Raw genomic sequence first — 12,297 nt, 5'->3', positions numbered from 1 at the left:
GCAAAATTTCCTGATCGTCTTATTTTAAGATAAAGAAATTAACTGTTGACATAGACTTTAGCAAATTCCTTGGCAAATTCTTTTACTTTGGTTTTTCCTAAAACAGGTTTATTTCTATTATAATCCTCATACAATATACTTCCTCGCCTTGCCGTATTCATCTCCACAAAACCTTTTGCCGTTTCCGGGTTCATTCCTGCTTTTATTAGATTACCTAACAGATCTTCATCCGGAATTTCCAACCATTCTAAATCGGGTTTTCTGATGGCTTCCCCAAGTGTTGCTGCAATTTCGTTGGGTGAAATCTCTTCACTTGCAATATACCTGATCTCTCTGCCACTGAATGGCTTTTCGACTTCTTCGGCAATAGCGGAAGCAATGTCAAAAGGGGAAACCCATGGTTCTTTATCATTACCGCCATAATTCTGAATGATCAGGTTCTGTGATTTTATCGTTGGAATAAAAGAGAACATATTGTAGTAAAAACCTACAGGGCGCATAAATTTAATAGAAATGTCGCCAGGGAGTTCATTGAAGACCTTTTCTGCTTCATGATGAAACTTCAAAATGCCGTTACCGTTTTCCATATGAGCACCGATACTGCTCAGGTGAATTATATTTTTTACACCGGATCTTTGAATAGCTTCTTTATAATTTTTTGCAATCTGAATATTTGCCTGAATAAAATCAATATCATGATTGAAGAAAACGCCCGCGTTCAATGCTTCCATGGCATAGATAACATCAGCACCTTTAAAAGTTTCGGTTAAGAAGACAGTATCCTCCATCGTTCCGATGGCTGCTTTTGCTCCCAGAGATTCTATTTCAGACTGTCTTTCAGGCTTACTGCTGATGACCGTAACATCATGGCCTTTTCCGATAAGTTCTTTCGTCAGTGGCTTGCTGATATTTCCTAATGAGCCGGTTACGATAATTTTCATTTTTTAATTTTTTTATTGAAGCAAAGTTCAGGATTGCACAGAAACCGGCTGTAGCCGAATCTACTTTTTGCGTAGCCAAAAAAATCCATCTTCAGATGTATGAAAATGGATTTGTATCTGGATTAGGAAATCAATTAAACATTAATTTCCAAAAATGATCTGGTCATTTGCATAATTAAATGTCCAGCTCCAGGTATAATATTGTAAAACACTTCCGTTAAAGTCATATGTTTTGCTCTCATATAACCTGTAATTATTGTTAGAAAGAGATCGGTTGAAAATTTCCTCGAAAAGCATTAGTTTTTGGGTTGGGTTAAAAGAGTGATCGTAATTCTTAAGAGTCTGTACTGTTCTGTATTTTGTAATATAATCAACTTCCCAGGTCTGCGTGGTATCATGATAAGTAAAAGGTCTTGCCACGATGCTGTCTACATTTCCTGAGGTATTATAGTAATATTTCGATTCACTGACAGGAAATATTTTCTTTCTGTAAGATCTTGTTATTTTGTTATCAGTATAATAATAATTAATGGTGTCATTAGCATTCGGATAATTTACATTGACTTCCACTTTCCTTATTATTTTACCATTTTCCATTTTAAAAACAGTTTTCAGACGATCCGGAAAATTGTTTGGTTCTGGACTTTTTACAAAAAGAAATATTTCATTATTTCCATAAGTAACAGCTTCAGTATACGTACTTGAGTACAAGTAAGTATAGCCTGTAGAAGCAGGGAGTAGTGTCAATCCGCCAATGCGTTTTACAGGTCTGTTCTGATGATCATATTCTATTTTCACCATTCCGTTACCACCAGGCATAACGCCATTCGGATAATCCATATACCGGAAATGATAATTCTCGAAATTCGGAATATTATTTTGAGATTCATTTTCCAGAGTATCATCTGTCTGGCAATTGATAAGTATTAATGAATTAATGATTAAAAAAAAGCCGGTACGTTTAATCCGTTTCATAGTAATTTTCTGCAAAAATAAAATTATTTCTATAAAAAGTAAGTTTAAAGTAAATTCAAATGGTATGGTTTAAAAAAAGAGCGGAAAAAATCCGCTCTAAAAATATCTAACAAAATTTTAAAAATAGACGCATCCACATCCTGTCTCCCATGGTTCACAAAGATGTAGAGGTTCGTGGCATCCTCCTCCGGGACCTCCGCCGCCATTTGCCCTGTAGCAGATCCCGTCGCTGCAATAGGTTTGGGCATTAGACGGAAATGTCGGCGGGCACACGCCGCTTTCATCACAGAAAGCATACGCTGTATCGCCGCCCTGAATGAAAGATAATTCTTTTCTGGCTAATTTTTTTAGATTTTTCATAGTGATTAATATTTTAGTTTGCTGATTACTAATATACAAATAAATTTAATACACTTTATTGGGATTTAAAAACATCGAAAATCTTATTTTTTTGCATCCAATGATTATATTGGATAGAGTACTATATTTCCTTTAGCTTTTCGATCAAAACTTTTCCCTGCGCTCTTGCTTTCTCTTTTATCTCTTCTTCCGTATATCCTGCATTAACTGAAGTGCCGTGAAAATAAAAAGGCTCAACATAATTCATCTGTGCAAAATAAGCGGTCTGTTCCAGGTTTTTGCAGAACTCATAAACGCGGAAATGATGTTCACCCAGCGTCTGATATTCGCTCTCCGGCCCGCCGACCGTGAAACTGGGAATGAAGTTTTTCCCTTTTAGCTGATCTCCTTTTGAACCGTACGCGAATTGGTATTCAAAAACGATATCGAACCAGTGTTTTAAAACTGCGGGCATCGTATACCAATAAAGAGGATACTGAAAGATAACGCTCTGATGTCTCAATAATGCTTCCTGTTCAGCTTTTGCATCAATATGGTAATCGGGATAAAGCTGGGACAGATTTCTGATTTCAATATCCAGGTTGCTTTTTTCCAGCTCTTCAACAATGGTTTTATTGGCTAATGATTTTTCGATATTCGGATGTCCGAGAATAAGTAATGGCATAGTCTTATTTTTTATACTATAAAATTGATAGTTGCAAAATTAACTAGAGTGCCATACATTTGCAATACCTATCTATTGTGATAGGTCTGAAAAATGAAAAAGGAATGTTCCGGAAATTATGTTAAGATCGGTGAAAAACGATATCCATGCTCGGTAAGCCTGGCAATGGATCTGGTAGGTGGCAAGTGGAAAACTGTGATTCTGTATCATCTGAAAGACGGTGAAAAAAGATACAGCGAACTTAGAAAAGAATTATTTTCCATTACTGAAATGACCTTAAGCCTCCAGCTGAAACAGTTGGAAAAAGATGGCCTGATTACACGAAAAGTTTTCGGCGATAAACCTCCGATCCGTGTAGAATATTCGTTGACGGACTTTGGAAGAACTTTCATTCCTGTTTTGGATGCCATTACCCACTGGGGAAATACGATTGTGGATAAAAAAGGTGAATTTGTGGATAAGTTTTGAAAATGGTGGAAAACTCCTGCCAATTTTGCATACAGGTATTCCCGATAAGAAACAGTAACATTTTAGATATTCAAAGTTGCAAAACCCTTTTATTGGGGTACAGTAATAGCTGTAGATTATACCTTTATAACAATACATCAAAACTCATATACACCGCTGTTTCTGTAGAATCGCTGTAGTGCTGGGTGTTAATTCCCGTTATGGAAAACCCTGTATTCTGATAAAATTTTATTGCCGGATAATGGGTGTTCTGGGTTTCCAGTTCGACCAGGCTGCACTGTAATTCTCTAGCCTTTCTGTTGATATTCTTAATGAATAATTTTCCTAAGTTCTGACCCCGGTATTTTTCACTGATCAGTATACTCTCGATAAAAAGACTCTTGTTCCGCTTTCTGAAGCCACAGATGGCCCAGCCGACTAATTCATCATTTTCAAAGGCTCCGAACGATTTTCCCTGTTCAATAATTTTATTCAGATGATCAATATCTTTATCAGTGATTTCCCAAACCTTCCGGTAGTATTGATTTTTTTCCCGAAGGGTAAACTCAAAAGAGTTTTCGATTTTAATAACGGAAACAGCAAAGATTTTATCGGTTTCATAACCGTTGAATCCCCAATACAGCGTAGGGTTGGAAACTAATTTTTCCAGTGTTTTGATTTGCATTTTCTATAATTATTTTTACGGATATGGTGAGATTAAGCGAAGCGTCTTATCACTTCATACCATTTAAAAAACCGTCGGATTCTTTCATAATCAGGACTGGTGATGTTATAGGTTGAGAAGATTAATGATTATTCAATAAGCAGAAATTTCCTGCAATAATCATCAATATAAAATTCAGCATGATTATTTACTATTTTCTTTTTAAAGTGATGTTTTATGATATCAACGACAACCTTTACGTTACCATTTTGATTAACTAATCTGAAATCCTGAATTGTGTAGTGTAAGGGAAGTGTACATTGTAAATATTCAGTTTTTGTTCCTGTAAATTTATAATAATTTATAACTTGGAGCCCATTATAAAAATCTCCGATATCAAAAACTAATCCTCCCTTTTCCAAAATTACCGGATAATTGGTTGTAGAATATATAATTTGGTCCTGGGTATTAAAAAGCAGATAATGGTCTGTTTCGTATCCTTTTTCCTTAAAAATATAAAAGTTATATTCTTTATTAATCAGCGTTAATGTTGTTGCATCGTCACAATAAGAAAGATATTTTATACCTTCATTATAATCATATTTCGAATTAATACAATGTCGCGTAATTTTTTTTGGAAATTTTTCCTGAAATTCTCTGTACAGATCTGCATTTTCTTTGATAGCAGTTGGTTTACTTATTTTAATACTGTTTTTGATGATAGAAAAATATTTTTCTTCACTTATAAAACCAATAGAGTTAGCAGTATTAGAATTAATTTTTAAACTAAATTCATCACAATTTAGTGGTATGCCCTCCTGAGCAGATAAACTGACCGAAAAAATAAACAGGCTTAGAAAGAAGAGGTGTTTCATAAAAACGATAGAAATCAAATTTAATCAAAATTTCACACACTGAAACTTTCAAAACCCGTAAATTTGCTGTCAACAAAAATTTACCAGATGCTTAGGAAAATTTCAGTTGCGGCAGCTACATTTCTGTCCGTAATTACAATCAATGCGCAGAAGAACAAAAATTCTCAGTTAGAAAGGCCGAAACTGGTCGTAGGGTTAGTAGTGGATCAGATGAGATGGGATTATTTGTATCGTTTTTATAATAAATACGGTAATGATGGCTTCAAAAGACTTCTGAATACAGGATATTCTTTAAATAATGTACATATTCCTTACGTTCCCACGGTGACCGCGTTAGGGCATACCTGTATTTATACAGGCTCAGTTCCGGCGATTCACGGGATCGCAGGAAATGACTGGACCGATAAGGAAACAGGAAAAAATGTTTATTGTACGACCGATGAAGATGTAAAACCTGTTGGCACTGCCAATACAAGAGTAGGGAGCCATTCACCTAAAAACCTGTGGTCGACAACCGTTTCTGACGAGTTGAGACTGGCAACAAATTTTCAGGGTAAGGTAATCGGGGTTTCTTTAAAAGACAGAGCTTCCATTTTACCGGCTGGTCATACGCCCAATGGTGCTTTCTGGTTTGATGATTCTACCGGAAATTTTATTACCAGCACCTGGTATATGAATGATTTACCGCAATGGGTGAAATCTTTCAATTCACAGAATCTACCGGATAAATTGGTGGCAAACGGATGGAATACTTTACTTCCGATCAATGAGTACACAGAAAGTTCACCGGATAACTCTTCCTGGGAAGGGCTTTTGGGAAGTTCAAAAACACCTACCTTTCCTTACAGCAATCTGGCAGCGGATTATAAAGCCAAGAAAGACAATATCCGGTATACGCCTTTCGGAAATACACTGACCCTGAAGTTAGCCGAGGCTGCTGTAGAAGGAGAAAAGTTAGGGGGAGATGATATTGTGGATATGCTGGCAGTCAACCTTGCCTCTACCGATTATGCAGGTCACAAATTCGGTCCGAACTCTATTGAGGTGGAAGATGTCTACTTGAGATTAGATAAAGATTTAGCAGCATTTTTCAATTATTTAGATTCGAAAGTCGGAAAAGGAAAGTATACGGTTTTCCTTTCTGCAGATCATGGCGGAGCGCATTCGGTAGGTTTTTTACAGGAACATAAAATTACGACGGGCTTTTTCGGGGAAGACATGGAAAAGAAAGTCAATCAGAAACTGAAAGATAAATTCGGAGTTGATAAACTGATCAACGCCATCGACAATTACCAGGTTTACTTTGACAGAAAACTACTGAAAGAAAATAAGATTGAGCTCGATGACGTGATTGATTTTACAGTAAAAGAACTGGAAGAAGATCCTACCGAATTGTATGCCGTTTCTGTAACGAAAGTGGCTCAGGCATCTATTCCGGAACCGATTAAACAGCGAATTATTAACGGGATCAACAGGCAGAGAAGCGGAGATATCCAGTTGATTTCTCACGATTCTATGCTTCCTCCGTATTCAAAAACAGGTACCACACACAGTGTATGGAATTCTTATGATTCACACATCCCTTTAATTTTTATGGGATGGGGAATTCAGCATGGTGAAAGCAGTAAACCTTATTTTATGACTGATATTGCGCCGACCGTTTCTTCGTTATTAAAGATTCAGTTCCCGAGCGGAAATGTAGGAAATCCGATTAGCGAAGCTATCGGAAAGTAAAGCAGTATATTACTTAAATATATAATCCTTAGCAGTAGTGTTAAGGATTTTTTGTGTTTAAAAATAAATTTTACTGTTGTCTAATTTTACGATCTCCAGTTTTTCCATTTTTTTTATGGTTCTGATCACGGTTTCGGTACGCAGGCCTGTAAGTGAGGCCAATTGCTGTCTGGTGTAAGGAACCGCATAAGCGTATTTTTCTTTGAATCCGAAATAGTTTTTCATGTAATTCATCACAAGCTCCAGTTTGGCCAGCGGATCTTTGAATGAAAATGATGCGGACGTAAGATATCGGTAATGCATACGGTCGGCCGTATAAGAATAGATATTGAAAATGAGAGCAGGATTTTTTAACAGAAGTTCTTTTAATTTATTTTTTTCAAGTTTTATAATTTCAGAATCGTTGATGGTAATGGCATTGATGGCATATTTTTTATTATTAAAGATATAGGTTTCGGCGATGCAGTGTCCGTCAAAGGGAATCCCATGAATAAATTCCTTTCCGTCTTCAAGGACACTGGCAAGTTTCACAGTTCCGGATTTTATTTGCATATAATATTTGGGTTCGGTTCCTTCTTCAAAGATGAATTCGCCTGATGTGTAATTTTCAATTTTCGCGCCGTGAGAAAACAACAGGTTTTCACAGATGATCATAGCTGGTGTATTAATCTGATAAAAGTAGTAATAAAACTTATGGTCTGAAAACTAAAAAATACCACATCCGTGCCTCATTACAGAAAAGAAAATAAAATCTTTTAAATGAAATGCATGATGTTGAAGCTGCTTTTAATTTCATAAATGGATGATCGCCCGTTCAATTCTGTAAAAGAGCGTGTGAATGAATCATTATGGTCAAAATGAAAAATCATGTACTGCGAATTATCCTGAACGGCGAAGCTTTATATGCATTGAACAGTACAATAAAATTAAGCAAATTTTAAAATAACCCATCAAAAACCCCGCAGATCGGTCTGCAGGGTTGTATTATTCAGCAAGTGAAGCCAATTTATTCTTCATCATCTTCATATTGTTCAAGATAATATGTGAAAGTAAAGCCATCCACTTCATCTTCCGCATCCTCAAGTGTAGTCAGAAGATCTTCAAAGGTCTCAAGCTGATCTACGGTCATATTAACAAATTCTATATGCAGGGGCATCTCCAGTTCTCCGGTGATAACATCGGACAAAGCATCCAGATTGTCCCCAAAATGCTCCGGAAGTGCTGTTTTTTCTTTCAGTTGCGTGTAAAAATCTTCGTAATCACCTATGTCGGTAAAATTGATGTATATTGTTTTCATATGGATCTAAATTTCCAGTTTTTATTTTTTAAAAAAGTTTTACATTTTGTACAGAAGTCAGTTTCTTCATCAGTGTAGTTCTGTCCTTCTGCGGCTCTCATAAAACACGTTTTTTCGGGGCAGTGTGATAATCCCTGAGTATGCCCTAACTCATGAAGAGCAATTTTGAAAAACTGCTCGTCAGCGTTCTTTTTGCTTAGTCTGAATTTTGAGGCAATACAGGCTTTACCGGGTCTGTATCCCAATCCCATAACACCAAAATCTTTTGTTTTACCTTTTGTGACACTGATATCTTTAGAAGTGAGTCCGATAGTGACAAAATCTTCTTTCGTCCTTTGATTTAAAAATCCGATAAGAGAATCTGCCCTGTACCGGTTTCTCTCACTGTAATAGGCGTATTCGGGGAAATCGATTGCTTCCAAAACTTTTACCTGGGGATAAACCTTTCTGATTTTTTGAGTGACAAATATAAGACTTTCGGAATTTAAGTCTTTAAAAGGCTGAATTAAAATAGTCATCACCTGCTCATTCTTTACCTGTTTTTCCGTTTTTTCAGTACAGGAAAAGCTGAAGAGTAAAGAAAATAGAAACAGGCAGTAATTATTGTTTTTCAAAACTTCTATAATGGTTTTTGGTTAAATAAACATCTCCGTTTTTTGAGAACACAATACGGTCGGCATTTCTGTTACCGCAGTGATAATTAACGTCTGCTTCATAATATTGTGGTCCTATAGGTAAGGTTCTTTCTCTGTTGCCGAACTTATCACCACCAATGGCTTTTCCGGGTAAGACGTCACAGAGATTTCCCTGTGAAGGATCCCAGCCCTGTTTTCTCGCTTCGTTTTTGGTGAGGTACAAATCAGGAAGGCGATGATGCTGTTTAACATAGGAAATTACTGTTTTTTCGTCTGTCAGCCGGTCGATGGATTTACTGGCTGAAGAATAACCTGAATCATCAGGAGCACGGTATTTTGGTCGGGTGCCGGAGGTTACGGTTTTCTTATCAGCGATGAAATTATTATAGATGTACATCACGGACATGCCGAAGAGCAGCCCGAGACAGATAAAAAACAGAGCTCTTGTTTTACTGTTCATAATCTTGTGTAATAAAGGATCAATGTACCGGCGTAATATCAAACATCATTGGTAAGCCGGTACATTGGTAAATTCTTATTGTATTAGTTTTGTCTCCACTCCTCCGGAATATCACAGATCGGAATAGGAACCATTTTGTGTTTAGAAGCTTTATGCATTCTGTCGAAAATCATGAAAACTTCTTTGTCACGGCCTTCGTAGTCTTCTACTGCCTTTGTTCCGTATTCTTTCTGAATCTTCTCCAGCTCAGGATAAGTGGCCCCGATCTGGTCTTCATCGGTTCTCTCTGCATCCCATAGGCCATCGGTAGGAATTGCGTTTTTGATGCTCTCAATAAGATCTAAAGCCCCTGCCAGTTTATACACTTCAGTTTTGTAAAGATCAGCGATAGGGGAAACATCTACACCGCCATCCCCATATTTTGTATAAAATCCGATTCCGAAGTCTTCTACTTTATTTCCAGTGCCACACACCAGGAGACTGTGAAGCTGGCCGAAATAATATAGAGTCACCATTCTGAAACGGGATCTCGTATTGGCAAGCGCCAGATTATTGCTCTGTTTTCCTTCTGCGTGATCCTGCACTGTGGTTTCGAAGCTTTCAAAAACGGGAGTAAGATTTACGGTTTCACCTTTTACATTGGGAAACCTCTTTTTCAGATCTTCAATGTGATCTCTGGCACGGCTGGACTGGTCCTCCTTCTGACGGATCGGCATTTCCAGCAATAAAACATCCAGTCCGGTCATGGCACAAAGCGTCGAAACAACTCCTGAATCCACTCCTCCGGAAACGCCCAATACATATCCTTTTACATTGGCTTTTTCAGCATAATCCTTCAGCCAGTTTACAATATGATCTATTACTTTTTGTGTCTGCATTATTATTTTTTTAATCTGTTTTGTTAATTTTAACGGTTTTTATAAACCAGATATTGATCTTGTGATGAATATAAAAGCATGAAGCATTCCAAAATTACTGGTTTTTTAATAAAAAATGAGCTTATCGGCCATAAACACTTAAAATGATCAGCTCAATACATCTAAAATATTAAAATATCTATAGCATCATCACTTTTCAGATACAGTCTTAATTTCCCGGTGGTCTTTGCGGTGCAGTAGAGTTTGCAGCAGAAGAAGCAGCTGAAGCTGTTTTTTTACCTCTTTTGATATTTTCTTCTTTTAAGGTGTTGGTGTCGATATGTAAAGTTGACAAGTCCGGATTTTGAGAAATATCCAGTTTTCTGATGGATGTATCTTTTATATCAAGCACCGTTAATTTATTCAGAGCACTTACATCGATGGTCTGCAGATCTTTATTGCTGCTGAGATATAAATCGGTCAGGTTTTTTAAATTTTCACTTTTAAATGTCCGTAAATTACAGCCTACACATGAAAAAAGGTTAAGGTAATCCAGGTTTTTCACATCGATATCCAGGATAATACTGCCGTCTAAAACCACAGACTGTACATTTCTGAAAAGGCTGATGTCTGCGGCAGACCGTATTTTTAAATTATTGTTTCCGATGATAATCGTGCTTACTTTATCTGCTTCAGACTGATCAATTTCTCCGTCTCTGTTGAGATCATACCTGGCAATCATCTGTTTTTTGAATTCATGATCCGTAAACATGACTTTTTTGGCAGTAAGAAATTCTGACTCGTCTTTTGGGGCGGCTTTTATTTCTGAAATGTTGTCTTTAACAGGAGCTTTTTGTGCAGTAGCATACGAAATAGCGAGCACAAAACAGAGGGGTGTAAATATTTTGTTTTTCATCTTTAAATTATGTTTAATTCATTATTTTTGTATCTTAAATTTCATGTAAAAATATGAAGATTTTCAGAACTATTGCATTTTCTTTATTGTTCATTGTAAGCCTGAATTCCTGTAAAAAAGACGCTCAAAGCAGATGGAATATTGAAGTCAAAAATCCTGCCGATAAGGTGGAGGTTGCAGATATCTCAAAAGAGTTTTATGATCAGAACATCTCTCTGGAACAGTTTAAAGCTAAATATCCTTGGTTTCAGGGAACGGTATCTGATGAAGATTTTGTAAAAAGAAGAGCAGATGCTGAAGAAATAAAAATCTACAAAGAAGCAGCATCAAAAATTAATGTTCAGAAGCTTCAGAAAGAGCTTCAGGATTTGTTTTCTCATATAAAATATTATTTCCCTGAGTTTAAAAGTCCGAAAGTATATCTGTTTTCTTCTGCACTGCAAATGGTTCAGGATCCAATTTTTTATGATGCAAAAGGAAATCTCCTGTTTATCGATATAAGTGGATTTATGGGTGACGGAAACCCGAATTATAAAGGATTGGAACTTTATTTTCAAAAATCAATGAACCCTCAGAATATCGTTCCTAAGGTATCACAGATTTTTGCTGAAAATGCGGTTCCGGGATCACCGGACCATCAGAAATTTATTGACCAGGTCATTTTGAATGGCAAAATGATGATTTTACAGGATGCCTTTTTACCGGATACTCCGGACTATCTGAAAATGAACTATACCCAGAAACAATATGAATGGGCAGTCACCAATGAAGCGAATATCTGGAATTATTTTGTGGAGAATAATCTCATTTTCGGAGACGACCCGAGATTGGTCGGCCGTTTTATTTCGCCAGGACCCTTTTCGAAATTTTATACGGAAATAGACAATGAATCTTCCCCCCAGATCGGAATTTTTACCGGATGGCAGATCTGTAAAGCCTATTTAAAACAAAAACCTGAGACAAAATTAACAGATTTTCTTAAAATGGACGGTACGAAAATTTTTAATGAATCAGGATACAAACCAAAAATGGAATAATGAAAGCGAGAGGTCAGAAGTTTTCAAACAGGGAAACTTACCAAAGCGAACAGAAAAATAAAAATTTTTAGAAAATAGAAAGTTATGAGAAAGACTCAGATTACGATAGATGTAGAATTAGATGAGAACCATATTCCGGAAGTAATGACCTGGAATGCACAGGACGGAGGTGTTGACAAAGAAGAAACCAAAGCAGTGATGATTTCCGTATGGGACGAAAAAGCGATGGAAGCCCTGAGAATCGATCTCTGGACAAAAGAAATGCCGGTTGACCAGATGAAAATGTTCATGCACCAGATCTTAGTTTCCCTGGGAAATACCTACCAGAGAGCAACAGGTGAGGAAGATGTGGCCCAGTGGATTGAAGAGATGGCCGAGGAATTTGCCATCAAATCTGCAATAAAAATGTAACAAATAAATGTAATAATGAATCAG

16 protein-coding genes are annotated in these 12,297 nt (G+C 36.8%); 4 read left to right on the top strand and 12 right to left on the bottom strand.

Annotated elements, in window-relative coordinates; genetic code table 11:
* Positions 1-38 precede the first annotated feature (38 nt).
* The 4 genes from ODZ84_RS08525 to ODZ84_RS08510 all read right to left on the bottom strand — a co-directional run bounded on the left by ODZ84_RS08525 (position 39) and on the right by ODZ84_RS08510 (position 2,940).
* The gene (locus ODZ84_RS08525) at positions 39-941 is read right to left on the bottom strand and encodes an NmrA family NAD(P)-binding protein (RefSeq protein WP_266176554.1); all 903 of its coding nucleotides are present in this window, start codon (positions 939-941) and stop codon (positions 39-41) included.
* 141 nt (positions 942-1,082) lie between these two features.
* Positions 1,083-1,916, bottom strand: a complete 834-nt coding sequence (locus tag ODZ84_RS08520) for a hypothetical protein (protein ID WP_266176553.1) — start codon at positions 1,914-1,916, stop codon at positions 1,083-1,085.
* Positions 1,917-2,033: 117 nt separating this feature from the next.
* A complete protein-coding gene (locus ODZ84_RS08515) occupies positions 2,034-2,276 on the bottom strand; it encodes a bacteriocin-like protein (protein WP_266176552.1) in 243 nt (80 codons plus the stop codon).
* A 121-nt stretch (positions 2,277-2,397) separates the two neighbouring features.
* Positions 2,398-2,940 (bottom strand): NAD(P)H-dependent oxidoreductase, encoded by a 543-nt coding sequence (locus tag ODZ84_RS08510; RefSeq protein WP_266176551.1) that lies wholly within the window; start codon positions 2,938-2,940, stop codon positions 2,398-2,400.
* 93 nt (positions 2,941-3,033) lie between these two features.
* Between ODZ84_RS08510 and ODZ84_RS08505 the strand changes: the two genes are divergently transcribed.
* Entirely contained in the window at positions 3,034-3,408 is a 375-nt protein-coding gene (locus ODZ84_RS08505) for a winged helix-turn-helix transcriptional regulator (RefSeq protein ID WP_266176550.1), read from the top strand.
* A 124-nt stretch (positions 3,409-3,532) separates the two neighbouring features.
* On the opposite strand, the gene ODZ84_RS08500 is transcribed toward ODZ84_RS08505, so the two are convergent.
* Both ODZ84_RS08500 and ODZ84_RS08495 read right to left on the bottom strand, forming a co-directional pair.
* Entirely contained in the window at positions 3,533-4,072 is a 540-nt protein-coding gene (locus ODZ84_RS08500) for a GNAT family N-acetyltransferase (protein ID WP_266176549.1), read from the bottom strand.
* Between the two features lie 128 nt (positions 4,073-4,200).
* Entirely contained in the window at positions 4,201-4,926 is a 726-nt protein-coding gene (locus ODZ84_RS08495; protein WP_266176548.1) for a hypothetical protein, read from the bottom strand.
* A gap of 87 nt (positions 4,927-5,013) precedes the next feature.
* Between ODZ84_RS08495 and pafA the strand changes: the two genes are divergently transcribed.
* On the top strand, positions 5,014-6,660 hold the full coding sequence (gene pafA / locus ODZ84_RS08490) for an alkaline phosphatase PafA (RefSeq protein ID WP_266176547.1): 1,647 nt from the start codon (positions 5,014-5,016) through the stop codon (positions 6,658-6,660).
* Between the two features lie 57 nt (positions 6,661-6,717).
* On the opposite strand, the gene ODZ84_RS08485 is transcribed toward pafA, so the two are convergent.
* The 6 genes from ODZ84_RS08485 to ODZ84_RS08460 form a co-directional block, all read right to left on the bottom strand.
* Positions 6,718-7,314, bottom strand: coding sequence for a Crp/Fnr family transcriptional regulator (locus tag ODZ84_RS08485; protein WP_266176546.1), 597 nt, complete (start codon positions 7,312-7,314; stop codon positions 6,718-6,720).
* Positions 7,315-7,666: 352 nt separating this feature from the next.
* On the bottom strand, positions 7,667-7,957 hold the full coding sequence (locus tag ODZ84_RS08480; protein ID WP_266176545.1) for a barstar family protein: 291 nt from the start codon (positions 7,955-7,957) through the stop codon (positions 7,667-7,669).
* Positions 7,954-8,571 (bottom strand): matrixin family metalloprotease, encoded by a 618-nt coding sequence (locus ODZ84_RS08475; protein ID WP_266176544.1) that lies wholly within the window; start codon positions 8,569-8,571, stop codon positions 7,954-7,956. The genes ODZ84_RS08480 and ODZ84_RS08475 overlap by 4 nt, the downstream gene beginning before the upstream one ends.
* Entirely contained in the window at positions 8,558-9,052 is a 495-nt protein-coding gene (locus ODZ84_RS08470; RefSeq protein ID WP_266176543.1) for a ribonuclease domain-containing protein, read from the bottom strand. The genes ODZ84_RS08475 and ODZ84_RS08470 overlap by 14 nt, the downstream gene beginning before the upstream one ends.
* Before the next feature lie 83 nt (positions 9,053-9,135).
* Positions 9,136-9,930 (bottom strand): NAD(+) synthase, encoded by a 795-nt coding sequence (gene nadE / locus ODZ84_RS08465; RefSeq protein WP_266176542.1) that lies wholly within the window; start codon positions 9,928-9,930, stop codon positions 9,136-9,138.
* 208 nt (positions 9,931-10,138) lie between these two features.
* Positions 10,139-10,825, bottom strand: a complete 687-nt coding sequence (locus tag ODZ84_RS08460) for a leucine-rich repeat domain-containing protein (protein WP_266176541.1) — start codon at positions 10,823-10,825, stop codon at positions 10,139-10,141.
* Between the two features lie 53 nt (positions 10,826-10,878).
* On the opposite strand from ODZ84_RS08460, the gene gldB reads away from it, so the two are divergent.
* Both gldB and gldC read left to right on the top strand, forming a co-directional pair.
* A complete protein-coding gene (gldB, locus tag ODZ84_RS08455; protein WP_266176540.1) occupies positions 10,879-11,862 on the top strand; it encodes a gliding motility lipoprotein GldB in 984 nt (327 codons plus the stop codon).
* Between the two features lie 84 nt (positions 11,863-11,946).
* Positions 11,947-12,273, top strand: coding sequence for a gliding motility protein GldC (gene gldC, locus ODZ84_RS08450; protein WP_266176539.1), 327 nt, complete (start codon positions 11,947-11,949; stop codon positions 12,271-12,273).
* Positions 12,274-12,297 lie beyond the last annotated feature (24 nt).

The organism is Chryseobacterium fluminis, from assembly GCF_026314945.1.
Classification (GTDB): Bacteria; Bacteroidota; Bacteroidia; order Flavobacteriales; family Weeksellaceae; genus Chryseobacterium; species Chryseobacterium fluminis.
The sequence above is the reverse complement of the archived record's forward strand: the minus strand, read 5'-3'. Positions and strand labels throughout refer to the sequence as shown.